Below are 24,474 nucleotides of genomic sequence, written 5' to 3' on the forward strand. Positions count from 1 at the left end.
CCCGACCTCCGCCGTGCCCCCGTGCGCGGCCGCCCGCTCCCGCACCCCGACGAGCCCATGCCCACCGCCGCCGTGCCCGCCCTGGGGACCGCGCCCGTCATCCGTCACGCGAACAGCCAAGTCCTCGTCCCCATAGGTGAGTTGAACAGACGCGGTGCGGGCAGCCGCATGCCTGACGGTGTTCGTCAGCGACTCCTGGACGATCCGGAAGACGGACGCCCCGACCGCCCCAGGAAGCTCCCGCTCCCGCCCCACCACCTCGTACCCGACCTCAAGCCCACTGCCCCGCACCCGGTCGAGCAGTGTGAGCAGGTCCGCGAGCACGGGTTGCGGCTCACGAGGCGCCCGCCCCGGTGCGTATCCCTCGCCGACCCCCTCGCCGCCCCCCTCGTCACCCTCCCGCAGCACGCCCAGCATCCGGCGCAGCTGGACCATGGCGTCCCGCCCGGCGTCGGAGATCGCGTCGAAGGCGGCCTCGGCCCGCTCCGGAGCGGTACGTACCGCCACCGGCCCGGCCTCCGCCTGCACGATCATCAGGCTCACCGCATGGGACAGGATGTCGTGCATCTCGCGGGCGATCCGGGCCCGTTCACGCGCGGCGGCCCGCTCGGCCTCGACACGGTTCGCCCGTTGGCGGGCATCAGTGAGCCGCCCGAAGACGTACGCCGCCGCGAACACGAAGGCGGAGAAGGTCAGTTCACGCACCGACCGGCTGTTGAGCCCCACCCCCACCGGCACCGCGACCAGTACCAGCAGCCCGGTGACCATCCGCTTCCACGTCGACGACAGCGCGGCGATCGTGTAGACGATCACCAGCCCGTTGTACGGCAACGGCTGCCCGGGTCCGTCCAGCGCCAGCTTGTACACCATGCTGGTCACCAGGATCGCCAGCAGCACGGCGAGCGGAGCCCGCCGCCGCCACACCAGCGGCACCACGGTCAGCGTCGTCAGCCCGTACGCCGCCCATGTCGCGGGCGGCAGCCCCGCAGCCCGCGGCACCACGAACGGCATCGTCATCGCCCCCTGCACCAGCAGCGCGACCCCGGCATCCACCACCCACGGATGAGCGTCCCCGAGCGCCCGCCCCCGCAACCACCACCCCCGCGCCCCGCTCACTCCCCGTATGCCCGTCACGATTCCCCACCGTAACGGGCGCGGCACACCCGCCGACGGGACCTGCCCGACCACAACCGCTCCCGGACCCGGACCCCCGCCCGCCCGTGTCAGCCCGAAGTCCCGCCCGCCGCGCCCCCGTACAACTCGGCACGCACCCGCTCGGCGGCCCGCGCGGCGAGCGCGATGCCGGTGCCCCGGTCGCCGCCGGACGTCACGACGACGAGGACGCCTCCCACGCGGACGTGAACGACGTGGGTCGCATCACCGTCGTACTCGTCGCCCCCGGTCCGCCGCGTGAACTCCGACAGGGCCTCGTCCCCGAGGGCGTCGACCTCCCGGGCCTCGTGATGCTCCTGAACCGGGGCGCCGTCCGTATCGACGGTCACGTCCGGACACGTCTCGTTCAGCAGACGCCGGATCTACGGCCAGCAGGACGACGGGCGCCACCGAGCCCGCACGCACGACGGCCCGCACGACACCTTCCCCTTCGGCGAACGTTCGCCCGCCCCGAAACGCTAGACGCCGCGCGCGATGCTCGGCGCCGGTGCCGTACTCCGCCGCCGTACCAGCCGCGTCGGCACCAGCGTCGTCCCGTGCTCCTGCGCCCCCTCGTCCCCCTCGCCGCCGCCCTCCCGCATCTTGCTGAGCACCCCCTCCACACACAGCCGCCCCACCTCGGCGAAGTCCTGGTGGACGGTGGTGAGGGGAGGCAGGAAGGACGCGGCCTCGGGGATGTCGTCGAAGCCGACGACGCTGACGTCCTCGGGGACCCGGCGCCCGCGCTCGTTCAGGGCCCGCAGCAACCCGAGGGCCATCTGGTCGTTCGCGACGAACACGGCGGTACAGTCCGCCTGTTCGGCGATCCGCAGCCCGGCCCGGTACCCCGACTCCGCGGACCAGTCGCCGCGCACGAGGGGCGGTACCTCCCGGACGCCCGCCTCGTCGAGCGTGGCGCGCCACGCGTTCGCCCGCCGCTGCGCCGCGAACGAGTCCTCGGGCCCGGCCAGATGCCACACCGTCCCGTGCCCCAGCTCCAGCAGATGCCGTACGGCGTCCCGCGCACCGCCCGCCTGGTCGGTGTCGACGACGGTGTACCGGTCCCCGGCGTCCGAGTCGGCGACCACGACCTGCACACCGGGCGGCACCGACACGGTCGCCGCGTCGAGCAGATGGACCTCCATGATCACGATGACGGCGTCCACGGCCAGCTCCCCGAGCCGCGAGAACGCCCCGTTCACCTCGTCCTGCGTCGGCACGGCGACGGGCAGCAGCGTGACGGCGTACCCCTCCCGCGCGGCGGACGTGGCGATCGCGTCGAGCGTGCGGATGTTGCCGAGGGTGGAGAGGGAGAAGGTGATCACGCCGAGCGTGCGGAACTCCCCGCGCCGCAGCGCCCGCGCGGCACTGTTGGGCCGGTAGCCCAGCTCCCGCATCGCGACGAGCACCTGCTGCCGGGTGTCCGCGTTGACCCCGGCGAACCCGTTGGACACACGGGAGACGGTCTGGGACGAGACCCCGGCGAGCCGCGCGACGTCGCCCATGGAGGGCCCCTGCCGGGGCCGGGCGGAACGTCTCCTCGTACTACGACCGTCGGTCGCGTCCACCTGGTTCCCCCGACTCTTCCGGCTCGTGCGGCTCGTGCGGCTCATGTGGCTAGTGCGGCTCATGCGGCTCATGCGGTTCGTGCGACTCTGGCGACTCGTCCGGCTGTTCTGGCTGCTCCGGCCCTTGCGGCTCTTCCGACACTTCCGGAACGACCTGTTGATCTCTTACGAATCCTTGACCGCCGCGATTCGGACAGTGTAGACATCCGCCTCAGTGAATGTTTACGTAAACATTCACTGAGACAGACCATACGAGAACGCGCCGAACCACCTCGAAGCGCAGTAAAAGCTTCGCATCGAACCGCTGTAAAGACGCTTCGCACGAACCGCAGTAAAGACGCGTCGCACCGAACCGCACCACGGCTGAACGCCGGCCCCGATCTCTGTGTCTCGCCGGGACGCGGCACACGGAAGAGTTGGAGTACTCGAATGGCACACCGCACCCGTACGAGACGGCTTTTCGGGGCCATCGGCGTCACGGCCCTGGCCACCGGAACCGTCATGGCCACGACCTCCCTGCCGATGGCGCACGCCGACACGTCGGCCGCCGTCGCCTCGGTGACGGTCCGCCCCGATCCCTCCTACAACGGGGACAGCTTCGAGGGCTGGGGCACCAGCCTGGTCTGGTTCGCCAACGCCACCGGCGACTACCCCGCGGACGTACGCGAGAAGCTGGCCGACCTCCTCTTCGGCAAGGACGGCCTCGACCTCAACATCGCCCGCTACAACATCGGTGGCGGCAACGCGCCCGACGTCAAGGACTACCTGCGGGCCGGTGGCGCGGTCGAGGGCTGGTGGAAGGCCCCGGCGGGCACCACCCGCGAGGACGTCGACTGGTGGAGCGCCGACGACAAGAACGACTGGAACAAGGACGCCGACGCCACCCAGCGCTGGTGGGTCGACCGCATCAAGAACGACATCGACCACTGGGAGACCTTCAGCAACTCCCCGCCGTGGTTCATGACGGAGAGCGGCTACGTCTCCGGCGGCTTCGACTCCAAGAAGGACCAGCTGAAGGCCGACTCGGTCGACGATTTCGCCAAGTACCTGGTCGGCGCCACCGAGCGTCTGGAGAAGGCGCACCACATCAAGGTCGACACCCTCGACCCCTTCAACGAGCCCAACACCGACTACTGGGGCACCAAGCTCGGTGCCGACGGCCAGCCCACGGGCGGCCGTCAGGAGGGCGCCCACATCGGCCCCGAGCTTCAGCAAAAGGTCATCAAGGCACTCGCCCCGGTCCTGGAGAAGTCCCGTTCGGACGCGGAGATCTCCGCGATGGACGAGACCAACCCGGGCACCTTCGCCACGAACTGGAACTCCTACCCCCAGGCAGTCCGCGACCTCGTCGGCCAGATGAACGTCCACACCTACGGCACCAGTCAGCGCACCACGGTCCGCGACCTCGCCAAGGGCGCCGACAAGCCGCTGTGGATGAGCGAGGTCGAGGGCGACTGGGGCGACGGTCAGAGCTTCACCGACATGCGCCCCGGACTGGGCCTCGCCCAGCGCATGGTCGACGACCTCCGCGAACTGGAGCCCCAGGCCTGGGTCTTCTGGCAGCCGGTCGAGGACTACGACAACATGAAGCCGGGCGGTGAGTCCGCCAAGGGCGGCAACTGGGGCTCCATCCAGCTCTCGTTCTCCTGCAAGTCGTCGGACACCCTGAAGTCGTGCCCGATCTACACGAACACCAAGTTCGACACGGCCCGTAACTTCACGCACTACATCAAGCCGGGCGACCGCCTCATCAAGACCAACGACGAGTCGAGCACGGCCGCGGTCGCGAAGAAGGGCAAGAAGGCCACGGTCGTCCACGTCAACAGCACGACGGCACCCCGCGCGGTGACCCTCGACCTGTCCAGGTTCGGCGACGTCGGGAAGCACGCGAGGGTCACCCCGGTGGTGACGGACGCCGCCGGCAAGCTGATCCGCCAGAAGGCCGTGGAGGTCACGGACAAGAAGGCCACGATCACGGTCCCGGCCCAGTCGGTGACGTCGTTCCTGATCAGTAACGTCTCGGGCGTGGACGCTTCCTCGGCCGAGATCCAGGACGACCGCACCTACACGCTGACGGGCTTCCAGAGCAACAAGAACCTCGCCATCGCCGCCGACGGCAAGAGCCTGGTCATCAAGAACCCGAACGCGACCAACCCCGCCGGCCAGCGGTGGACCCTGGACCGCATCGGCACCGGCCCGACGGACAACCGCACCCGCTTCGCCCTGACCGAGGCCGCCTCGCACAAGCGCCTGGCGATCCGCGGCGGCTCCCTGGTGGCCGAGGCCGACACGGGCGCCCGCGACACCGCCGCTCAGTGGATCCTCTCCACCACGGGCGACGGCACCTGGACCCTGGTGAACGCGGCCACCGGCCAACTCGCCGACGTCGGCGGCCAGTCCACGAACGACGGCGCCGGTGTGGGCGTCTGGTGGCCCAACTCGGGCTTCAACCAGCGCTGGAAGCTGACGGACGTCACACCGGCCGGCTGACAGCACAAGCCAGGCCCTACGGCCGACAAGGAAGCCCCAGGCACTGCCTGGGGCTTCTTCGTGTCCAGTGAGGGCGCAGGGACGGCTCCACGACCTTGAACAGAGCATCGGCATCCGGCCGCCCATGGGCGTACACGACAGCCTCACCGCCCCCGGACTCATCACCGTCGACCTGGTCGGCCCGGCCGTCCCCGGCCGCAGCCGCGCCGGGTGAATCCATGCCTGACCGGAATGAATCAAACGATCACATGCGGTCGAGGCACGGCTTCTCAGTCCTGGGCGGGGATGTCCAGGGCGGTCCCGTACAGGCGCGAGACCCGAATAAGGATCACCACGCGCCGGTCGGGCAGCGGCTGCTCGCCGAGCGCAGCCCCGTCGGCCGGGTCCACGATCTCTGCCTCGCCCTCCGCCACCGCGAACGACCAGACGTCCGGGCCGCTGACATGCAGTGAGGTGTGCGGGTCGCGGCGCAACTGACGGACCTTGAGGCGGTCGGCGGTGGAGGAGACGCGCAGTACGCGCTCCTCGGAGTTCCAGTCGTAGAGGACGGTCGACAGGTGCGGGTGGCCGGTGCTCCTGACGCTCGCGAGTACGCCGAACCGCTGCTGCCGCAGCAGTTGGGAGAGCTCCTGGTCGCTGAGTACCCGGGGGGCCGGGCCGTCGTTCTTGGTGGTGCCTGCGGTGCCTGCGGTGCCTGCGGTGTCTGCGGTGTCTGCGGTGTCTGCGGTGCCTGTGGTGGTCTCGGTGGCGGTGTCCTCGCTCATGGGGATCGGCCTTTCGGTGGTCGGGGTGTGGGCGTGTGAGAGGGCGGGTCAGACGGCCGTGGCATGGGCGGGAGCCGGCGTGTCGGCGGCCGGTTCCTGGGCGGCCCGCCGCTCGGGGCGCCGCAGCATCGTGAAGGCGACGGCGAAGGCGATGACCAGGAGCCCCGCGCCCGCCGCGAAGGCGAGCCGGTAGCCGCCGGTCAGCGCCTCGGCAGCCGTCCGGCCCTGTGCCGAGAGGCTCTCGGTGCGGGAGGCGGCCAGGGTGGACAGGACCGCGACGCCCAGGGCCATGCCGAGCTGCTGGGTGGTGTTGAACAGCCCGGACGCGAGACCGGCGTCCTCCTCGTTCGCGCCGGACATACCGAGCGTGGTCAGCGCCGGCAGCGCGAGGCCGAAGCCCGCGGCGAGCAGCATGACCGGAAGGAGGTCGACGGCGTAACCGGCCTGCACGGGGACGCGGGCCAGGAGGGCGAGGACGCCGATGAGGAGCACGATGCCCGCCAGCAGGACGTTGCGCTCACCGAAGCGGCCGTTGAGGCGGGCGGAGACTCCCAGCGAGACGGCGCCGATGACGGCGGCTGCCGGGAGCATCGCGAGGCCGGTCTCGGCGGCGCCGTATCCGAGCACCTTCTGCATGTACAGGGCGACGAGGATCTGGAAGGAGAAGAGCGCGGCGACCATCAGGATCTGGACCAGGTTGGCGGCGGAGACGCTGCGCGAGCGGAAGATCCGCAGGGGCATCAGGGGGTTCTTCGCGGTGGCCTGGCGGACGAGGAACGCGGCGAGCAGTACGGCGGCGAGGGCACCGGAGCCGAGGGTGCGGCCCGAGGTCCAGCCGTACTCCTCGACCTTGACGACGGTGTAGATGCCGAGCATCAGACCGGTGGTGACCAGGACCGCGCCGAAGACGTCCGCGCCCGCTCCGAGACCCAGACCGATGTCACGGGGCAGGACACGGACGGCGATCGCGAGGGCGGCGATGCCGATCGGCAGGTTGATGAAGAAGATCCAGTGCCAGTTGAGCGCGTCGGTGAGTACGCCGCCGAGGACCTGGCCGATGGACGCGCCCGCCGCGCCGGTGAAGCTGAAGACGGCGATGGCCCTGGCGCGCTCCCTGGGCTCGGTGAACAGCGTCACGAGGATGCCCAGGCTGACGGCGGAGGCCATCGCGCTGCCGATGCCCTGGAGGAAGCGGGCGCCGATCAGTGCGGCGGGCGAGGTGGCCACGCCGGCCAGCAGCGAGGCGGCGGTGAAGACGGCGGTGCCGGCCAGGAACATGCGCCTGCGGCCGATCAGGTCGCCGAGCCGGCCGGCCAGCAGGAGCAGGCTGCCGAACGCGATGAGGTAGGCGTTGACGACCCAGCTGAGGCCGGCGGGGGTGAACCCCAGGTCGTTCTGGATGGTCGGCATCGCCACGGTCACGATGGAGCCGTCGAGGATGATCATCAGCATCCCGGTGGCGATGACTCCGAGGGCGAGCCGGCGTGAGCGCGGGGCGGCGGGAGAAGCGGGTGACGGCGCGGATCCGGATGCGGCGGACATGCGGTCTCTCCTGTCGGTCGGGGCAACAGGAGAGACCGTAGCAGATGGTTTTGTTGCAGACTATTTCTTTCGGTCTTACTTCTGGGCCTCGCCTTCCTCGCCTTCCTTGGTTTCCTCGCCCTTGGCCTCGCTCTCCGTCTACCTGGACTGGCGCGCCCGGCGGGCGGTGCGCGGGGCCTCGACGGGGTTCGACAGGCCATCGCCGACCAGGCGCTTCAGGGCCCGTAGGAGGGCTGTCCTGTCCGCCTCGGGGAGTGTGGCCAGGGCGTCGCGATGCACGCGGTCGACGATCTTCTGGCTCTGCCCGGCGATGCGGGCACCCTCGTCGGTGACGGCGATGATCCGGGCCCGCCGGTCCGTGGTGGAGGGGCGGCGCTCGGCCAGACCCGCCTTCTCCAGGGCGTCCACCGTCACCACCATCGTGGTCTTGTCCATGTCGCCGATCTCGGCCAGCTGGATCTGGGTGCGCTCCTCCTCCAGGGCGTGGACGAGCACGCAGTGCATGCGGGCGGTCAGGCCGATCTCGGCGAGGGCGGCCGACATCTTGCTCCGCAGGACGTGACTGGTGTGGTCGAGCAGGAACGACAGGTCCGGTTCGGTGCGCGCGGGTGTCATGGCGGTCATGTCTGCCAGCGTAGAACAAATCGATCCGAGGCGGATTATCCAGAAGAGGCCTTGATGGCGCTCAAGCGATGTGAGCGAGTACCCCTACTCACTTGAGTACGCGTGCTCAAGTGGAGGCGGTGGCTTGCGCCGAGACTTGGCGCATGAGACGAACTCCTGCCCCGACTGGCACGGCTGCCCGCTCCCCGCGCCGCCCGTGGCCCACGCTCGCGACAGCGGCTCTCGCGGCTTTCGCGGCTCTGGCGCTCGCCGCCTGCGGCACCGAGAAGGCAGACGCCGGCGGACCGCAAAGCAGCCCCGCTGGCGCCGCCGGGGCCCGGCCCGACGCGGCCTTCACGGAGATGCTGAGCGAGATCGCGCGGCAGTGTCCCCCGAGCGGTCCGGCGGAGGCGCCGCCGTCCGGTCCGGCGGAGGCGCCCCCAACCGGTCTGCCGGAGTCGTTGCCATCCGGTTCGGCGGAGTCGTTGCCGCCCGGGGAGACACCGCCGAGCGACGCGATCGAGCCGATCGTCCCCACGGCGGGGCCGGAGGTGGAGTTGAATGCCCGTGACTGGTGCGCGGGCAACCACCATGAACTGCGCATCACCCAGGCGCTCTGGGACCTGGCGGATCCCACCCCCACCAAGGTCCGGACGGTCCTGAACGACCTCGGCTACATCGACGAGCGCATCCACGACCTCAAGCAGTCCGGTACGACCACGCGGTTCTCTCTGGACCTGCGCGACCAAGGCGGACGGCTCTGCTTGGACGGCTCGGTGGCCGGTGAGGAGACCGTCGTCGAGAAGTGCGTTGCCCCCGCGACCGGCCCGTTCACGCCTGGAGACCGGAAAGAGTGACCGTCGGCTTCAGTCTCCCGGGCCGCGATGACAGGAGGCGTCGACGCTGCCGCTTCTCGTGAACAAACCGAGTCATGGGCTCCGCCAGGAGCATGGGGAGCACCCATCAACTGCGCTGCGGCCACCCCCGGCAGGCCCATGGAGGGTCCTGTCGGGAGCCGGTCCGATGACCTGCCTGTGCTGGGACGTTCTACGCGCGCCCCAGGATGTGCGCCGTTCCGGGCGAGGCCTGAACCGACTGACGGCAGTCCGGCGCCGTCGGGGGTGTCGGCTCGCCGTCGAGGGCGCGGCACAGGGCGGCGTGGAGATGCTCGGCCTCGGCGAGGGTCAGGGTCAGCTCGGTGTCCGTGGCCTGCCCGCCGGTGAGACACAGGCGTAGCGGTACGGCGAGACGATTGTCGCCGGTGCGCTGTACAGGCCGACCAGGTGGGCGCTCGATGGTCCAGCTCATGATGCCGCCCTCCCGATGCGCGCGAGGCGGTACGTGCCCCACAGTTGCCGTCCGTCCTTGCAGCCGTCCTGTGCCTTGGGGGTGCCCCTGCAGCCATCGGCGCACTTGCGAGCGTGCTCGAACCACAGGCGGTATGCGCGGAGCATGGGGATCTCTGATCGGGGCGAGGCTGCGGTGTGCCGTCCATCGGTCATCAGCTTGCCTCCGCGAACTGCGCGGCCTGGCCGATACGTTGGTGCACCACGGGCGGCAGGAGATAGGCACCCACGAGGGTGCTGCTGATGTCATCGGCGGTGATGGCGGGCAGTCCTGCGCGAGGTCGTGGAGGCGAGGTCCTGCGACGACGCGCGCTCGCGAGGAACGGGGCCCACATCTCCGGTGAGGGGCAGCGTGCCGGAGGGCTCGGGGCGGCCTCCGTGGAGGTGCCGATGTACAGGTCAGGTGGCGGCGGGCGGTGGGCACTGGTCACATGCAGTCCGAAGAGCACTGCCCTGAACCAGGCAAGTGCCCGTGATACAAGGTGCATTGTCGATCTCCTGGTGGATCGGCCATGCCCCGGGGCCGTGTCAGCGGTCGCCGGGGCTCTGTTGCGGCCTTGTTGATACGAGCGCCCAGAGGCGGTCACCTTCGCCCCGGGTGACCCCTGCGTCGTAACCCGGTACGAATTCCTCGCTGACAGCCAGTCCGTTCAGTTGTCCGAGTCGTGGGAGCCGATGGCCGTCACCGACGGGACGCCGATCGTCCTGCCCGAGATGGGACCGCTCGCCGGTATGGGTGTGGTGGAGCGGATGCGTTCCATCGGGATCGTCATCGAGACCGCCGTGGAGGTGCCGCGTCCGGCGCGAGTCACCCAGGAAGAGGCCAATCTGCTGGGTGTCAGCGTTGGTGAGCTGCTGACCCGCATCGAGCGCACCTACTACGACAGCGACGGACGTCCCGTCGAGACGGCGGACATCACCGTGCCGGACGTGCGTTGGGAAATCGCCTACGAGATCTCGATCGAGTGAGCCGCGCGCTGACCGCGTACGCGCCGACCGCGATAACATCCGCGCCCTGACGTCGACTTGACGTCGACCTGAAGGGGGCCAGCGCTGTGACGACCATCGCGGTGACCGGGCACCTGGACCTGACCGAGGGCACCGTCCCTCTGGTGCGGGCGGCCCTGGACGCCCTGCTCGGGCCGTACGCCGTCGGTGGGCGGCTCATCGGGGTTTCCTGTATCGCCAAGGGGGCCGACACCCTGTTCGCCGAGGCTGTTCTCGCCCTCGGCGGGCGGCTGGTCGTCGTCACCCCGTCGCGTGACTATCGCCGGAACACGGTCGAGGCCGAGCACGGGGATTCCTACGACCGGCTCGTAGAGGCCGCCGGGGAGGTCGTCGTCCTTCCCTACGAGACGGCCGGCCGGCACGCGTACGAGGCTGCCAACGCGGTACTCGTCGAGCGGGCCGATCGTCTCGTCGCCGTATGGAACGGCGCTCCGCCCACCGGCAGCGGCGGCGGCACCGCCGATGCCGTCCTCGCAGCGCGGGCGGCCGGCATCCCCGTGGATGTCGTATGGCCGGACGGGGCCGCTCGGCGAGGGTGAGGTGGGCGTGAGGGCGAGCCGGGCCCTCGGGGTGCGGGTAGCTCCACCCCTGGTTCGGTGGGGGACCGCATGGCTTCGGGGACTCGGAAGCGGGACTGTTGAAGTAGGGCGGGCCCCGGAAGCGCAGAGTGCTCGAACGGAGAGAGAAACCATAAAGTCGACTCGGCCTTCGGAGACGCGTGCCACCGAGGGGTAGGACGGGGGCGGGTTCGGTCCGCTGCTCCGGCGGCGTGTATCGACTTCAGCGCGGCAGCGTGGTCGATGGCCCAGGCCGTCGGCCGCGAGCGGCAGAACCAGGTCGCGTCTCTCCGGGTCCTCCCAGGGTTCGGGTCAGGGTGATCACTGATGGGCAACGGCTGCTGTGCGCAGCAGAGTTGGCGGTGTCACCAAGGCCCGTCAACGCCTCTCTGTCCGAAGGAACCTGGATGCGCATCCGCCTCGCCGTCACCGCCCTGTTCCTGGCCACCGCTCTCGCCGTCGGCGCGGCGCCGCCCGGGACGGCCGCCATGGCTGCTGCCGGCGCGCCGGCTCCCACGCCCCCCACCGTCCAAGACGTCCTCGACCGCTTGCCCGACGACGTCGTGGCCGGCGCGCTGGTCAGACGGGACGGTGTGGGGGCCGCCGCCGGTCCGGTCACCGCTGACGCGCATTTCCGGATCGGCAGCGTCACCAAGGTGTTCACCAACACGGTGGTGCTCCAGCTCGTTGCCGGGCACCGGATCGACATGGACGCACCGGCGCGACGGTACGTCCCCGGGGTGATGCCCGGCGCGTACGACCGCGTCACCGTACGCCAACTCCTCAACCACACGAGCGGTCTGCCCCGGCCCGCCGCGACCCCCGGCCCGGCCGACGGACCGGGATGGTGGCTGAAGTCCGTGACACCCCAAAACGCCCTGCGCGACTCCTTCGCCACAGCCACAGCCACAGCCACAGCCACAGCCACAGCCACGGCGACTGACTCGCCGCCCGCCCCCGCCCCCGCCCCCGGCTCCGAGCAGCAGTACAACGGCCTCAACTCCCTCGTCCTCGGCCTGATCATCGAGAGGGTCACCGGTCACTCCCTCGCCCAGGAACTGGAGCGCCGGATCATCCGGCCGCTGCGCCTGCTCCACACCCGCCTGCCCGCCGCCGCCGACCCGACGATCCCCTCGCCCCACGCACAGGTGTACGTCGATGGGCAGAACGTGACCGAGCAGAGCCCGTACCCGTGGGCCGAGGGCGGCATGATCTCCACCGCCGCCGACCTGGACCGCTTCCTCACCGCTCTGTTCCGGGGCCGCCTGCTCCCGCCCGCCCAGCAGAAACTGGTGTTCGAGGTGCCGAAGGTGAACAGCGCCGCCACCAACACGAACTGCTCCGGCCCAGCGGCCTGCTACAGCATCGGCGGGCTCATGCGCCACCAGCTCCCGAACGGCGAGTACGCATGGGGCAAGACAGGTTCCCGCCCCGGCTGGGACAACGGGTTCTTCGCCACCCGTGACCTCAGGCACCGCGTGGTGTACTCCCTCAACCCGACGGGGGCGGGCTCCGACCTCGCGCACATCAAGGCGATCGTCACCACCGCACTCGCCGACTGACAACCGAGAACCCGTCCCGCCCCGCCCGGTGCACAAGGCCAAGCGCGGCCGAAGACCGAGCAACCGGCGAGCCTTCCCGGCCACAGCACTGGCTCCGCTCCCGGTTCGGTGGGGGACCGCATGGCTTCGGGGACTCGGAAGCGGGACTGTTGGAGTAAGGCGGGTCCCGGAAGCGCTGGGTTCCCCAGACGGAGGGAGACTCCCATGAAGTCGACGCGGCCTTCAGAGACGAGTGCCACCGAGGGGCAGGACGAGGGCGGGTTCGGTCCGCTGCTCGTCGCATGGGATCGGGCGCATCCCGCCCCCGTCGCCGACCCCGACTGGCGGCACCTGCTGGACGAGATGGTTCACCCCGGTACTACTCGGGCGTTCCACCGGCTGGCCGAGGCCGAGGCCGTGGCTTGAGGCCGCACTCGTACGGGGTTCCCTCCGGCCCTGTACGGAGTCAATGGTGCCGGTGTCATCGGACTTGAGGCCCCGGCTCAGCAATGCGGGCGGATTCCGGGGCCTCGCGCGTACGCCGTCCGTCTCAGGCGGTCGTCAGGATGACCAGTCGCTGTGTCGCCCGCGTCATCGCCACGTAGTGGTCCACCGCTCCCTCGATGCCCTCGCCGAAGTCTTCCGGGTCGATGAGCACCACGAGGTCGAATTCGAGGCCCTTCGACAGCTCGGGGGTCAGGGAGCGGACCCGGGGTGCCGTACGCAGGAGCGGGCGCGACAGGGACGTCGTACGCGTGCCGGGGGCCGAGATGACGCAGGCGATGCCGTCGGCGTTGGCGGCCAGCCAGGTGTCCAGGGTCGCGTCCAGGTCCGAGGCCGGGCCGTGTACGACCGGGACACCCCCGCTGCGGATCGAGGTCGGGACGTTCGCGTCCGGGAGCGCGGCTCGGATCACCGGTTCGGCCTCCGCCATGATCTCCTCCGGCGTCCGGTAGTTGATGGTCAGGGAAGCCAGGTTGATGCGGTCGAGGCCCACACGCTTCAGGCGTTCCCGCCAGGACTCCGTGAAGCCGTGCCGGGCCTGGGCGCGGTCGCCGACGATCGTGAAGCTCCGCGACGGGCAGCGCTGCAACAGCATCTGCCACTCCGCGTCCGTCAGCTCCTGCGCCTCGTCCACGACGATGTGGGCGAACGGCCCGACGAGCAGGTCGGGGTCGGCGGTAGCGAGCTCGGAGTCGTCGACCAGGCTGACCTGGGCATCCTCGCCGCGGAGCATGTTCACCAGACCGATACCCTCGTCCCCGTCGGCGCCTGAGTTGGCCACGGCATCGATCAGGTTGTCGACGACCTGGGTCATGCGCTCGCGCTGGGCGGCGAGTGTGGCCGCGTGCCGGCGCTTGCGGCGGGCCGTCTCGGGGTCGCCGAGGCGTTGGCGGGCCGCGTCCAGGAGGGGGAGGTCGGACGTCGTCCAGGCCTGGGGCTCGTCGCGCTGGAGGCTCTGTACCTCCTCGCGGTTCAGCCAGGGCGCGCACATGCGGAGGTACGCCGGTACCGACCACAGGTCCCCGACCAGGTCCGCCGCCTCCAGGAGGGGCCAGGCACGGTTGAAGGTCGTGACCAGGTCCCTGTTCTGGAGGAGGGACCTGCGCAGAAGAGCGGGGGAGGGGGAGGCGGCGGTGTCCGGGTCGGGGTCGGGGTCGGCTTCGGCGTCGTGTTTGTCCGTCAGGATCGTCAGGAGCTCCTCCCAGACCTGGTGACGGGCCTCGTTGTGCGGGGTGCCGGGTTCCGCCGCGTCGAAGGCAGCGGTCCAGTCCTCGGGGCTCAGCCAGATGTCGGACCAGGGGGTCGTGACCGTCATGCCCTTGGCGGGGGGTTCCTCGTAGAAGCGGACGGCCTTCTCGACCGAGCCCACGAGAGCCGCCGACGACTTCAGACGCGCCACCTCCGGGTCGCTCTCCGTACCGGCCGCCGCCCCCTCCGCGACCAGGTCGCGCAGGATGCACGTCTGTACGCCCTCCTCGCCGAGGCTCGGGAGGACGTCGGCGACGTAGGAGAGGTACGGGCGGTGCGGGCCCACGAAGAGGACACCGCCCCGGCGGTGCCCCAGACGGGGGTCGGAGTGGAGAAGGTACGCGGAGCGGTGGAGGGCCACGACGGTCTTGCCGGTGCCGGGCCCGCCGTCCACGACCAGGGCGCCACGGGAGCCGGCGCGGATGATGGCGTCCTGGTCGGCCTGGATGGTGCCGAGGACGTCCCGCATGCGCTCCGACCTGTTGGTGCCCAGGCTGGCGATGAACGCGGACTGGTCGTCGAGGGAAGCCGCGTGGTGGTCGGTGAGCCCGTCCAGTTCGTCCCGGGAGAAGACCTCGTCCCAGTAGTCGCTGATACGGCCGTTGGTCCAGCGGTAGCGGCGGCGGCTCGTCAGGCCCATCGGGTTGGCGTGGGTCGCGCCGAAGAACGGCTCGGCCGCCGGGGACCGCCAGTCGATCAGCAGGCGCCGGCCGGTCGCGCTGTCCGTGAGGCCCAGGCGGCCGATGTAGACGGGGTCGGCGTCGTCCGGGCTCACCATGTGGCCGAGGCACAGGTCCAGGCCGAAGCGGCGCAGGGTGCGCAGGCGGGCGGTCAGGCGGTGGACCTCCGTGTCCCGGTCCATCGCCTGCCGGCCCATGCCGCCTGGGGCCCTGCGTGCGGCGTCGAGCTGGGCGGACACCTCGGCGATCGACTGTGCGAGGCACGCGGCGAGCGCCGCGAAGTACCGCTCGTCGGCGGCGATCAGGGCCGGGTCGGCCTTGGCGGAGAGGCGGTCGGGGAGGTCGAACGCGCTGGGGATGGTCGGGGGGGTCACTTCATTCGCTCCGAACGCTCCGAATGTGAGGTCGTTTACGACCATGGGCCCTTCTGGGTGTCCTGCTGGGTCCTACTGGGTCTGGGCGTCCTGCTGGGTGGTCCCGCTCGGCGGGTCTGGATGAGTCAGCGGGTCTGGATGAGTCAGCGGATCTGAACGAGTCGACGGATCTGGATGACGGGTCTGCCCGATCGGTCAGCTGCGCACGATCGTGTCAAGGAGCAGCTTCGCCGCCACCGTCGCCCCGTCCGTGTGGACCGTTTGGGCGACGGCGGCCGCCCGTACCCGCGTCTCGGGCGCCAAGGCCACCTCCAACGCAGCCGACAGGGAGTCGAACGTCGGGGTCGGGCCGTCGTGCGCCGCACCGATGCCGAGCGAGGCGACCCGGCTCGCGAAATACGGCTGGTCCGCGCCCTGGGCCACCACCACCTGGGGCGCGCCCGCCCAGGTCGCCGTGGTCGTCGTGCCCGAGCCGCCGTGGTGGATGACGGCGGCGACCCGGCGGAACAGAGCGTGGTGGTTGGTTTCGCCGACGACGAAGCAGTCGTCCCGGTCGTCGACGAGGGCCAGCTCGGCCCAGCCCCGGGAGACGATCGCGCGGCGCCCCTGCGCACGGATGGCCTCGATGGATGCCCGGGCGACGTCCTCGGAGCCGCCTATGGCGATGCTGCCGAAACCGACGTACACGGGCGGCGCTCCGGCGTCCAGGAACGCCGTCAGCTCGGGCGGGAGCGGACGCTCGTCGGGAACGATCCACGTGCCGGTCTGTACGACGCCGGGGTCGGAGCGTCCCTGTCGTGGGTCGGCCGTGGGGTCGGAAGGTCCCGGCCGTAGGTCCGACGCGGAGCCGGACGGCTCCGACCGCAGGTCCGACATGGGATCCGACATGGGCTCCGGCATGGGATCCGGCACGGGGACCGACACAAGATCCGACGGCACCTGCCACGCGTTCCGTCCGTCCCACGGGTCCAGGACCGGATCCGTCGCCAGCCACGGGCGGTCGGTGAAGACGTGGTCGCGGACGTTTTCCACCGGCGGCAGACCGACCGACGCCCGGTGGGCATTGATCACCTCGCGGAACAGGTCGTTCGCGCTCTGCGCGTCCAGGTCCCACAGCGCGCGGTTGTCGGTCACGTCCGGCGGCAACGGCTTGCCCGGCCGCTGCATCGGCGGGTGGTGCGGCGACGGCAGGGAGACGGACTGGAAGCTCGCGTACACGTACGGGATGTTCAGTTTGTCGGCCACCGACCGCACACAGGCCGCGGCCGGGAGCAGGCCGGTCGCCACCAGCACATCGCAGCCCTCGGCCGCCTCGGCGACCGTGTCGAACTGGGCGAGCAGCTCGGCCGCGCGCCGGGGCACGCCGCTCGCCGTCGGCGGCGTCGCCGCCGTCATCAGCGCGCGCACCGACCGGCCGAACGCCACCAGCGGTACGCCCACACCGGCCAGCCGCCGCGCGAACTCCTCGTCCGGAGGTGCGCACACCCGCACCTCCGCGCCGAGTCCGCGCAGCCTGACCGCGAGCCCCAGCAGCGGTTCGAGTCCTCCACGCGAGTCGTAGTTCGCCAACAGCACACGCATTCAGCGCCCCCGGATTCCGTCGATACTGGCCTAGGCCGGAGATTCTGCGCCACGACGGGGGCCTTGCCGCAAGCCCCCCGGTGCGCTATACGTTGAGAGTGGCAAGGAGTGGGTTGACTCCTTGCCTTTGTTCTTTCGCCCTGCCTTCGCTTTCGCCCGTCGGGGGACGGCCGGCTGCCAGGGGCTGCCAGGTCCGCCTCCCACTGCGGCCAGGACACCGCCACCGGCTGGAACATGGAACATGGCTGCGGCCGAGTCACCAGGGCGCGGCACGGGTAGTGCGCCAGGCATGCCGGAAGACATACCCGACCACGTCCTTCGAGAAGTCGTCGCGGAAATCCGCAGGTGGTCGGCGGAATGCCACGAGCACGCCCCCCGAAACATCAGGGTCGTGTCGACCACGCGCGACGCCGCACATGCCTTGTTGTATCCGGGCAGCGGATCCAGCGACCAGCCGGTGTTCTTCGCTTCCGCCGAGGGCGACTTCCACCTGATCGGCCCGGGGCCCACGCGCAGCGGGGTGTGGGCCGGGTTGTTCGTGACCTACCCCCCTGCGCGTGTCACCACGTTCACGCTGAGGCCGGAGGCATACGTCCCCCGGTCGGAGCTTGGCCGGCTGGGGCGGGTGTACGCGGCGGACCGGCCCAAGGGCACGGACTCGTAGGGTCCGGACCATGCACGGCAAACCGGCCCCGCACGGCAATCTGCCCTCGCACGGCGATCCGCCCTCGCACAGCACCCTGACGGAGCACGCCCGGTGTCTCTACGGCGACGAGTACCGCCCCCCCGGAGTGCGGCCTCGAACACCGGGAGCACTGCTTCGTCGAGGAGCTGACGTTCGCCGACGCGGAGCCCATCCTCGCCATGCTGCGCGAACTCTGCCCGCATGTGGCTGACGGCCACCTGCCGGTGTGGATTCGGAACCTGGCCCACCGGCTGGTGCTTCTGCAGCGGCCGGACGAACCGGCACTGATGCGGGCGGCTGCCGAGAGCCTGTGGATGCACGGCCCGGACTGGGACGACATCGCAGCCGACCTGACGCAGCGGGCCGACGCACTGGAGGCGGGCTGAGCAGGGACGCCCACCGTTCACAACCTCGGATGAGTGCCTGCGCGCAAGGTGAAATCCGATCCCTTCGCGGCCTCGTATCAGTCCGGAATCCGCCAGCCAGAAGCCGTCTGATCAGCCGTGATGCTCATGCTCACTCATGCCCGACGCGGCCCCCACCCCGTCATCCGTGGTTCACCCATGTGAACACAAACCACGTACCGATCTATTGACGTGTTCAGGCCATCCTCTGACACTCATGAGGGGAAAGCGCTTTCTGATCTGAGTGAACCTGAATGAACCCGAATGAATCGGTCAATCCGTCCAGGAGATCAACGATGCAAAAGACGCACGTGAGACCCGTCATGGCGACGGCGAGCGCAGGTCTGCTGGCAGGCCTGCTGGTCGCGTCGTCCGGTACGGCGGCGCAGGCCGCGACCGCACGGTACGAGGCCGAGACGTCGCCGGCCGTCTGCACCGGCACGATCGACTCCGACTGGACCGGATACTCGGGCAGCGGATTCTGCAACGGCACCAACGCCGCAGGCGCGTACGCGCAGTTCACCGTGACCGCACCCGCATCGGGCACGGCGACACTGTCCGTACGGTTCGCCAACGGCACCACCGCGGCACGGGCCGCGAGCGTCACGGTGAACGGTACGGCCGCCGCGACCACGTCCTTCGAGACCACCGGCACATGGACGGGGTGGACCACCAAGACACTGACCGTGCCCGTGACGTCGGGCAGCAACGTCATCCGGATCAACCCCACCGTCGCCACCGGGCTGCCCAACATCGACCGCCTCGACGCCGACGTGCCCGACGGCGGCACCACTCCACCGCCGGCCGGCTCAGCGCTGTACGTCTCGCCGAGCGGGACGGACGGAGCGGCCGGAACGATCTCGAACCCCACCACCCTCACCTCGGCGATCAGCCGGATCACCGCCGGCGGGACCATCTACCTGCGCGGCGGGACGTACGCCCGCTCGTCCACCGTCACCATCCCGGCCGGCAACTCGGGGACCGCCGCCGCCCGTACGAGGCTGTCGGCCTACCCGGGTGAGACGCCGGTCCTCAACTTCTCGGCGCAGAGCGAGAGTTCGTCGAACCGCGGACTTCAGATCAATGGCTCCTACTGGCACGTCTACGGGCTCGTCGTCGAGCGCGCCGGGGACAACGGGATCTACGTCGGCGGCAGCGACAATGTCATCGAGCGGACCGTGACACGGTTCAACCGGGACACGGGGCTGCAGTTGGGGCGGATGGCCTCCACCACCCCCGCCGCCGACTGGCCGTCCGACAACCTCGTCCTGCGCGCCGAGTCGCACGACAACGCCGACTCCGACGGGGAGGACGCGGACGGGTTCGCGGCGAAGCTCACCACCGGGACCGGGAACGTCTTCCGGTACGCCGTGGCCCACAACAACATCGACGACGGCTGGGACCTCTACACCAAGACGGACACCGGGCCCATCGGACCGGTGACCGTCGAGGACTCGCTCGCCTACGAGAACGGCACGCTCAGCGACGGCTCGCAGGCCGGGAACGGCGACCGCAACGGCTACAAACTCGGCGGCGACGACATCTCCGTGAACCACATCGTCCGGCGCAGCATCGCCTACGACAACGGCAAGCACGGTTTCACGTGGAACAGCAACCCGGGCACCATGGCGGTCTCCGGGAACGTGAGCATCGACAACACCGAGCGGAACTTCAACTTCGACGGCGGTACGTCGGTGTTCCGCGACAACACGTCGTGCCGCAGCGGCAGCGGTACGAACGACCGGATCATCGGCAGCTCCGACAGCTCCAACCAGTTCTGGTCCGGGACGAACGGCGCCCGCTGCTCCTCGTACTCCGGCGGCCTGCACTGGTCCTTCGGCAGCGACGGCAGCCTCGACGTCACCTTCGGGTGAGAGACGAGTGACGTGTCGCCCCCGCCCGCAACGGTTCGCCGTTACGGGCGGGGGCTTTCCGGTGTCGGGCCGGTCGGGCCGGTGCCGTCGACGAAGGCCGTCACGACCCGCGCGTACTCCTCCGGATGGGTCACGTGGGGAATGTGGCCGGCGCCCTCGAAGGTGAAGGTGTCCGCCTGGGGGAGGGCTTCGGCGAGGCGGGTGGTGACCGTGGCGAACCAGGGTGGGCCGGCCGTGCCCCGGGTGAGGAGGGCCGGGCCGGTGTAGGCGGAGAGGCCGGGGAGGTCCAGGTCGGCCCAGTGCGGGTCGTCGTGTTCGTCGAGGAACGTGGGGGCGTTGGCCAGGAAGGTCTGCCGGACCGGGGGAGGCAGTTGGTCCCAGGTGCCGGGGCCGACGGCGATCTCGTCCGTGAACCGGCGGGCCGCCGCCAGGGGTTCGTGCGCGCGGAGGTGGGTGAGGACGGAGGTGAACCTCTCGGTGATCTCCGCCATGAGGGGGCGTAGGCCGGGGTCGTCGGGGACGATGCCCGTGAGCGGGGGGTCGTGGGCGACGATGCCCCGGAAGAGGTGCGGGCGGCGGGCGGCCAGGCCGAGGGTGGTCGAGGCACCGAAGGAGTTGCCGGCGACGTAGGCCGGGGCGAAGTCCAGGGTCTCCATCAGGGCCGCCAGGTCCTCCTCGTCCTCGTGCCGTGAGCCCTGTCCCGGGGGGCGTTCGCTGCGGCTGTGACCGCGGCGGTCGTAGATCAGGACGCGGAAGCGTTCGGTGAGGGCGGGGAGGGCCGGGAGCCAGGCGTGGTGGTCGCCCCAGGAGCCGTGCACCAGGACCAGCGGGTCGCCGGACCCGGCCACCTCGTAGAAGAGTTCGACGCCGTTCGCCTCGGCCCTTGGCACGAGCGGTCTCCTTGTCCGTCGGGTCCACTGGGTGGTGGTGTGGACATGTAACCCAACGAGACGGCGCCCCCTCCGGCACTGTGGCTCCGCCGGTGCTCAGCCCTGCGGCTCGGAGATGTTGACCATCCACGGGATGCCGAAGCGGTCCGTGCACATGCCGAAGACGTCGCCCCACATCTGTTTGTCGAGGGGGACGGAGACGGTGCCGCCGGCGGAGAGCTTCTCCCAGTAGCCGCGCAGTTCGGTGGCGTCATCGCCGCTGAGGCTGACGGAGAAGTTGCTGCCGGGCGTGTACTCCATGCCGGGCGGGGTGTCGGCGCCCATGAGGGTGAAGCCGCCCGGGGTCTCCAGCATGCCGTGCATGATCTGGTCGGACTCCGGGGCGTCGGGTTGGCCGAAGCTGCCGAAGGTGTTCAGCGTCAGATCGCCGCCGAAGACCTCCTTGTAGAACTCCAGCGCCGGCCGGGCGTCGCCGTCGAAGCTGAGATAGGGGTTGAGCCGCGAAGCCACGAGAACCTCCTGAAAGCAGAGCAAACGGAGCGAACGGTCAGTTGTCCGGAGACTAGCCCCCGCCACTGACAACGGCATGCCGGGCCGTCGAGCGCATCCGGCGCCGGCTGCGCGGCGCGCCCGTCCGTCGGTCCGTCAGCCCGTACGGCGTGGCTTCCGTCACAAACGGAAGCCGACGCGTCAAGTCTTCACAAAGAACCCATCGGTAGCGGGAGTTCCTACTGTTACTTTCGCTTTCAAGATTCTGTGCGTATGCGTGTCTTCTTGTTCCCGCAGTTGCTCGAAGCTCCTTGAACCTCCCCCCACCGAGGCCCCCATGTCCAGCTCCTCCTCCCCGTCCTCGGCCCTCCGCGCGAGCGGCCGGCACCGCAAGGCCAAGGCTCCGAACCCGGCGCTGCGACGGGCGGCCGTGATCGCCGTGGTCGCCCCCGTCGCCGGGACGATCCTGGCCGGGACGTCCGCCTTCGCCGCCGACGAGACGACCGTGAAGGCCGGTGCCACCGAACTCGACGCCGCCGAGCAGAAGATCGCGGACAACCTGAACACGCGCAGCCAGGACACGCGCCTCGGCAGCAGGCTCAGCGGTGTCGTCATCGACGCCAAGTCCGACAAGGTGGTGTGGGGTCACAACGCGGACACCGCGCTGATGGCCGCGTCGAACACGAAGCTCGCGACCTCCACCGCCGCGCTGACGGTGCTCGGCCCGGACCACCGGCTCACCACGAGGGTCGTGTACGGCGACGGCACGCTGACCCTCGTAGGCGGCGGCGACCGCACCCTGACGACCGACGACCTCGACGCGCTCGCCAAGACCGCCGTCGCCGGGCTGAAGAACGCCGGGCTCACCTCGGTGAAGGTCCGCATCGACGACAGCCTCTTCCCCGAGCCGACTCTCGCGGGCGGCTGGAACACCGGCTACTACCCCGACTCCGTCGCCCCCGTACGCGCGCTGGTCGTCGACTCCCACAACGTCGACGACACCTCCCTCGACGCGGGCGGCGTCTTCGCCAAGCTTCTCGCCGGGCGGGGCGTGACGGTCGACGGCGGGGTCACGCGCGGGGTCGTCGGCAAGGGAGACGTGCCGGTCGCCTCGCACACGTCCGACAAGCTGTCCACGGTCGTCAAGCAGATGCTCAAGGTCAGCGACAACGACATCGCCGAGTCGCTGCTGCGGCTCACCGCGCTCGGCGCGGGCCGCTCCGCCACCTTCGAGGACGGCACGGCCGTCGTCCGCGACGTCCTCACCCGGTACGGCATCTCGCTCGACAACTTCGAGATGTACGACGGCAGCGGCCTGTCCCGCGCGACCCGTATCCCGGCGCGGACCATCGCCGACATCGTCGACCTGGCCGCCGACCCCCGGCACGCCCAGACCCTGAAGTACATCATCGACGGGCTGCCCGTCTCGGGTGAGGCGGGTGCCACGCTGGGCCCGGAGTTCGGCCGCTTCGACACCGCCGACTCCAAGTGCGCCGTCGGCCAGGTCAAGGCCAAGACCGGCACCCTGACCGGTGCCGTCGCCCTGAGCGGTCTCACCAAGGCCCAGGACGGCGAGTGGAAGGTCTTCTCCTTCATCGAGAACGACTCCACCGCCGGGCCGTCCGACATCAAGGACGCCCTGGACGGCCTCGCGGCCACGGTCAACGGCTGCTGGGTGTAGCGCACACCCCCTCAGGACTCACGGACGCCGGGTGTGGGGACGGCCGGCGTCCGTGGGCACGGCGATGTCCGTCCGCGTGCCGACGGACAGCGACTCCCTCTGACACTCGCTTATGTGACGTGCAGTGACTTCGCTCTGCCGACCGCCCACTCATCGTGCCCGGGTGCCGCCCGCGGACTTCCGAGATCCGCGCCGTCCCCGCCCCGACCGACACCCTGGTCCGGGCACCGCTCCGGTGACGTGGCCCGGCGGTCCCCGCGGAGGGACGACCCGGTGAGGGGTCGCCGGCTACCGGGCGGGGTGGTCCGCCACATGACCGAGCACCTCGTCGGCGGCCGTCGCACCGACGTCGAGGTGCCGGGTCTCGTCCGGGACGTCGTACGCGTCGAGCGAGCGCGGCCTTCGTCCGAGGGGCCCTGTCAGAGGCCGAACTCCTGCGGGGACAGGCCGAGGGCCGCGCACGCCTCGCGCAGGACCTGCTCCTCGGACTGGGCGATGTACCCGTCCGCGCCCGCCACCACGAAACCGGTCTGGACGACCGCTCGCGCCTCCGTCGGCTTCTTCGCGGCCTTGGCGATCTCCTGCATGGCCTCGGCCTTGCCCTGCTGGAAGTTGAACGACAGCTGGTCGACGTGCTTGTTGAAGCGCTGCCGCAGCTGGTCGGCCGGGAAGTTCTGCAGGACGTCGTTGTTCAGGATCAGCGACTCCACGTGCGCCCGCTCGTGCTCGTCCACATTCCCGTCGGCGGCGGCGACCAGGGCGCACATGGCCATGCTGGCGTCCCGGTAGGCCCCGCTCTTCAACTCCGTCTTGAGGGAGGTGAGCTGGGACTTGAGCGCGCTCACCAGCTGGGCCTTCGAGCCGCCGCCGGACCGCCCGGAGCCGGAGGACCCGGTGGAGCCCATGGGCCCCGCGCCGGGCCGACCGTGTCCGGTGCCGCCCCGCGTCCCCTGCGCCTGCTGCAGACCCTTGGCCTGGTCCTTGATCCGATCCCACATCGCCATGCGTGCCACCTCGGCTTGAGCCCGTGTCGTGCCGGTCGTCCGCGTGCGTTCCGCACGTCCCCCGGTGAACGGCTGCCGCCCCCTCCAGAGTTCCTGAGTACGTCGGCGCCGTACCGCGGCCCGACCCCGGATCGCTGCGCGGCCAGGTCGGCGTCGGACTCAGCCGGCTCTTCCAGCCGCTCGCCACGATCTGCCTGGTCATCGGTTCCGTGGTCATCGGTTCCGTGGGAATCGCCGACACCGCGCTGGTCGCCGTACCGGAACGCACCGGGGGAGGTCGGTCCGCGCCGGTCGCGGGAGCGCGCGGCCGCCACAGCACGGTGCGGTTCCTGGTGGAGTCGGGCGTCCTGGGCCCGCTGGGAGGCCTGGTCGGCGCCTGGCCGGACGGCCCGGCCACCGGCCTCTGTCCGGCCTGGCGCGCTTCCCGCGTCCAGCGGCGCAGACACCGCGCCGCTGAGCACCGAGGCCTACGCACCCGCGGTCAGCGGC

Annotated in this window: 22 protein-coding genes and 2 pseudogenes; 11 read left to right on the forward strand and 13 right to left on the reverse strand. The window is 70.6% G+C overall.

The genetic code is table 11. From position 1 onward, the window contains the following. The 3 genes from AWZ10_RS29690 to AWZ10_RS29700 all read right to left on the reverse strand — a co-directional run. The coding region (locus AWZ10_RS29690; RefSeq protein ID WP_060892505.1) for a histidine kinase at window positions 1–1,134 on the reverse strand (1,134 nt) is incomplete at its 3' end. Between the two features lie 89 nt (window positions 1,135–1,223). After that, entirely contained in the window at window positions 1,224–1,502 is a 279-nt protein-coding gene (locus AWZ10_RS29695; RefSeq protein WP_046707032.1) for a hypothetical protein, read from the reverse strand. Window positions 1,503–1,631: 129 nt separating this feature from the next. After that, window positions 1,632–2,657, reverse strand: a complete 1,026-nt coding sequence (locus tag AWZ10_RS29700) for a LacI family DNA-binding transcriptional regulator (protein ID WP_060892495.1) — start codon at window positions 2,655–2,657, stop codon at window positions 1,632–1,634. A gap of 492 nt (window positions 2,658–3,149) precedes the next feature. Between AWZ10_RS29700 and AWZ10_RS29710 the strand changes: the two genes are divergently transcribed. Then, window positions 3,150–5,210, forward strand: a complete 2,061-nt coding sequence (locus AWZ10_RS29710) for an RICIN domain-containing protein (protein WP_060892497.1) — start codon at window positions 3,150–3,152, stop codon at window positions 5,208–5,210. Between the two features lie 269 nt (window positions 5,211–5,479). Here the strand turns inward: AWZ10_RS29710 and AWZ10_RS29715 are convergent, their stop codons facing one another. The 3 genes from AWZ10_RS29715 to AWZ10_RS29725 form a co-directional block, all read right to left on the reverse strand. Further along, a complete protein-coding gene (locus tag AWZ10_RS29715) occupies window positions 5,480–5,974 on the reverse strand; it encodes a pyridoxamine 5'-phosphate oxidase family protein (protein ID WP_079104478.1) in 495 nt (164 codons plus the stop codon). Between the two features lie 48 nt (window positions 5,975–6,022). Next, complete coding sequence (locus AWZ10_RS29720) at window positions 6,023–7,516, reverse strand: MFS transporter (RefSeq protein ID WP_060892498.1); 1,494 nt, start codon at window positions 7,514–7,516, stop codon at window positions 6,023–6,025. A gap of 138 nt (window positions 7,517–7,654) precedes the next feature. Further along, window positions 7,655–8,140, reverse strand: a complete 486-nt coding sequence (locus AWZ10_RS29725) for a MarR family winged helix-turn-helix transcriptional regulator (protein ID WP_046707027.1) — start codon at window positions 8,138–8,140, stop codon at window positions 7,655–7,657. Between the two features lie 143 nt (window positions 8,141–8,283). Between AWZ10_RS29725 and AWZ10_RS54025 the strand changes: the two genes are divergently transcribed. Continuing rightward, window positions 8,284–8,976, forward strand: coding sequence for a hypothetical protein (locus tag AWZ10_RS54025; protein WP_244172589.1), 693 nt, complete (start codon window positions 8,284–8,286; stop codon window positions 8,974–8,976). A gap of 190 nt (window positions 8,977–9,166) precedes the next feature. Here AWZ10_RS54025 and AWZ10_RS29735 read toward each other — a convergent pair whose 3' ends face one another. Both AWZ10_RS29735 and AWZ10_RS51660 read right to left on the reverse strand, forming a co-directional pair. Continuing rightward, on the reverse strand, window positions 9,167–9,427 hold the full coding sequence (locus tag AWZ10_RS29735) for a hypothetical protein (protein ID WP_060892499.1): 261 nt from the start codon (window positions 9,425–9,427) through the stop codon (window positions 9,167–9,169). A gap of 193 nt (window positions 9,428–9,620) precedes the next feature. Then, entirely contained in the window at window positions 9,621–9,953 is a 333-nt protein-coding gene (locus AWZ10_RS51660) for a hypothetical protein (RefSeq protein ID WP_159015120.1), read from the reverse strand. Between the two features lie 103 nt (window positions 9,954–10,056). Between AWZ10_RS51660 and AWZ10_RS29740 the strand changes: the two are divergent. The 4 genes and pseudogenes from AWZ10_RS29740 to AWZ10_RS29755 all read left to right on the forward strand — a co-directional run. Further along, window positions 10,057–10,434, forward strand: a pseudogene (locus AWZ10_RS29740) (UTRA domain-containing protein); the annotation flags it as partial. Between the two features lie 86 nt (window positions 10,435–10,520). Next, window positions 10,521–11,012 carry a hypothetical protein gene (locus AWZ10_RS29745; protein WP_046707025.1) on the forward strand — a complete coding sequence of 164 codons (492 nt, stop codon included), beginning with the start codon at window positions 10,521–10,523 and terminating at the stop codon, window positions 11,010–11,012. A 425-nt stretch (window positions 11,013–11,437) separates the two neighbouring features. Then, window positions 11,438–12,592 carry a serine hydrolase domain-containing protein gene (locus tag AWZ10_RS29750; RefSeq protein ID WP_060892500.1) on the forward strand — a complete coding sequence of 385 codons (1,155 nt, stop codon included), beginning with the start codon at window positions 11,438–11,440 and terminating at the stop codon, window positions 12,590–12,592. Between the two features lie 204 nt (window positions 12,593–12,796). Then, window positions 12,797–12,997, forward strand: coding sequence for a hypothetical protein (locus tag AWZ10_RS29755; RefSeq protein WP_046707023.1), 201 nt, complete (start codon window positions 12,797–12,799; stop codon window positions 12,995–12,997). 124 nt (window positions 12,998–13,121) lie between these two features. On the opposite strand, the gene helR is transcribed toward AWZ10_RS29755, so the two are convergent. Next, entirely contained in the window at window positions 13,122–15,377 is a 2,256-nt protein-coding gene (gene helR / locus AWZ10_RS29760) for an RNA polymerase recycling motor ATPase HelR (RefSeq protein WP_060892501.1), read from the reverse strand. 195 nt (window positions 15,378–15,572) lie between these two features. Continuing rightward, the gene (locus tag AWZ10_RS54030) at window positions 15,573–16,958 is read right to left on the reverse strand and encodes a glycosyltransferase (protein ID WP_060892502.1); all 1,386 of its coding nucleotides are present in this window, start codon (window positions 16,956–16,958) and stop codon (window positions 15,573–15,575) included. Between the two features lie 391 nt (window positions 16,959–17,349). On the opposite strand from AWZ10_RS54030, the gene AWZ10_RS29770 reads away from it, so the two are divergent. The 3 genes from AWZ10_RS29770 (at window position 17,350) to AWZ10_RS29780 (ending at window position 19,921) form a co-directional block, all read left to right on the forward strand. Continuing rightward, the gene (locus AWZ10_RS29770) at window positions 17,350–17,622 is read left to right on the forward strand and encodes a hypothetical protein (RefSeq protein ID WP_244172590.1); all 273 of its coding nucleotides are present in this window, start codon (window positions 17,350–17,352) and stop codon (window positions 17,620–17,622) included. A gap of 200 nt (window positions 17,623–17,822) precedes the next feature. Continuing rightward, a complete protein-coding gene (locus tag AWZ10_RS53015; RefSeq protein ID WP_208618572.1) occupies window positions 17,823–18,029 on the forward strand; it encodes a hypothetical protein in 207 nt (68 codons plus the stop codon). 314 nt (window positions 18,030–18,343) lie between these two features. Further along, window positions 18,344–19,921, forward strand: a complete 1,578-nt coding sequence (locus AWZ10_RS29780) for a carbohydrate-binding protein (protein ID WP_173531630.1) — start codon at window positions 18,344–18,346, stop codon at window positions 19,919–19,921. Window positions 19,922–19,962: 41 nt separating this feature from the next. On the opposite strand, the gene AWZ10_RS29785 is transcribed toward AWZ10_RS29780, so the two are convergent. Both AWZ10_RS29785 and AWZ10_RS29790 read right to left on the reverse strand, forming a co-directional pair. Then, window positions 19,963–20,811 carry an alpha/beta fold hydrolase gene (locus AWZ10_RS29785; protein WP_060892504.1) on the reverse strand — a complete coding sequence of 283 codons (849 nt, stop codon included), beginning with the start codon at window positions 20,809–20,811 and terminating at the stop codon, window positions 19,963–19,965. Window positions 20,812–20,907: 96 nt separating this feature from the next. Next, the gene (locus AWZ10_RS29790; protein ID WP_046707859.1) at window positions 20,908–21,321 is read right to left on the reverse strand and encodes a VOC family protein; all 414 of its coding nucleotides are present in this window, start codon (window positions 21,319–21,321) and stop codon (window positions 20,908–20,910) included. Window positions 21,322–21,637: 316 nt separating this feature from the next. Here AWZ10_RS29790 and dacB point away from each other — a divergent pair, with 316 nt between their 5' ends. Beyond that, the gene (gene dacB, locus AWZ10_RS29795; protein ID WP_046707858.1) at window positions 21,638–22,981 is read left to right on the forward strand and encodes a D-alanyl-D-alanine carboxypeptidase/D-alanyl-D-alanine endopeptidase; all 1,344 of its coding nucleotides are present in this window, start codon (window positions 21,638–21,640) and stop codon (window positions 22,979–22,981) included. A gap of 419 nt (window positions 22,982–23,400) precedes the next feature. Here the strand turns inward: dacB and AWZ10_RS29800 are convergent, their stop codons facing one another. Continuing rightward, on the reverse strand, window positions 23,401–23,985 hold the full coding sequence (locus AWZ10_RS29800) for a tellurite resistance TerB family protein (RefSeq protein WP_046707857.1): 585 nt from the start codon (window positions 23,983–23,985) through the stop codon (window positions 23,401–23,403). Between the two features lie 209 nt (window positions 23,986–24,194). Here AWZ10_RS29800 and AWZ10_RS51665 point away from each other — a divergent pair. Beyond that, window positions 24,195–24,474: pseudogene (locus AWZ10_RS51665) on the forward strand (hypothetical protein); the annotation flags it as partial.

The organism is Streptomyces europaeiscabiei, assembly GCF_001550375.1.
Taxonomy (GTDB): Bacteria; Actinomycetota; Actinomycetes; order Streptomycetales; family Streptomycetaceae; genus Streptomyces; species Streptomyces europaeiscabiei.

What these genes read in the sequence shown, in the direction of transcription:
- AWZ10_RS29700 (WP_060892495.1), bottom strand. Translation starts at nt 2,657, where the DNA reads ATGGGCGACGTCGCGCGGCTCGCCGGGGTCTCGTCCCAGACCGTCTCC.
- AWZ10_RS29710 (WP_060892497.1), top strand. Translation starts at nt 3,150, where the DNA reads ATGGCACACCGCACCCGTACGAGACGGCTTTTCGGGGCCATCGGCGTC.
- AWZ10_RS29715 (WP_079104478.1), bottom strand. Translation starts at nt 5,974, where the DNA reads ATGAGCGAGGACACCGCCACCGAGACCACCACAGGCACCGCAGACACC.
- AWZ10_RS29720 (WP_060892498.1), bottom strand. Translation starts at nt 7,516, where the DNA reads ATGTCCGCCGCATCCGGATCCGCGCCGTCACCCGCTTCTCCCGCCGCC.
- AWZ10_RS29725 (WP_046707027.1), bottom strand. Translation starts at nt 8,140, where the DNA reads ATGACCGCCATGACACCCGCGCGCACCGAACCGGACCTGTCGTTCCTG.
- AWZ10_RS54025 (WP_244172589.1), top strand. Translation starts at nt 8,284, where the DNA reads ATGAGACGAACTCCTGCCCCGACTGGCACGGCTGCCCGCTCCCCGCGC.
- AWZ10_RS29735 (WP_060892499.1), bottom strand. Translation starts at nt 9,427, where the DNA reads ATGAGCTGGACCATCGAGCGCCCACCTGGTCGGCCTGTACAGCGCACC.
- AWZ10_RS51660 (WP_159015120.1), bottom strand. Translation starts at nt 9,953, where the DNA reads ATGCACCTTGTATCACGGGCACTTGCCTGGTTCAGGGCAGTGCTCTTC.
- AWZ10_RS29750 (WP_060892500.1), top strand. Translation starts at nt 11,438, where the DNA reads ATGCGCATCCGCCTCGCCGTCACCGCCCTGTTCCTGGCCACCGCTCTC.
- AWZ10_RS29755 (WP_046707023.1), top strand. Translation starts at nt 12,797, where the DNA reads ATGAAGTCGACGCGGCCTTCAGAGACGAGTGCCACCGAGGGGCAGGAC.
- AWZ10_RS54030 (WP_060892502.1), bottom strand. Translation starts at nt 16,958, where the DNA reads ATGCGTGTGCTGTTGGCGAACTACGACTCGCGTGGAGGACTCGAACCG.
- AWZ10_RS53015 (WP_208618572.1), top strand. Translation starts at nt 17,823, where the DNA reads ATGCTGCGCGAACTCTGCCCGCATGTGGCTGACGGCCACCTGCCGGTG.
- AWZ10_RS29780 (WP_173531630.1), top strand. Translation starts at nt 18,344, where the DNA reads ATGCAAAAGACGCACGTGAGACCCGTCATGGCGACGGCGAGCGCAGGT.
- dacB (WP_046707858.1), top strand. Translation starts at nt 21,638, where the DNA reads ATGTCCAGCTCCTCCTCCCCGTCCTCGGCCCTCCGCGCGAGCGGCCGG.
- AWZ10_RS29800 (WP_046707857.1), bottom strand. Translation starts at nt 23,985, where the DNA reads ATGGCGATGTGGGATCGGATCAAGGACCAGGCCAAGGGTCTGCAGCAG.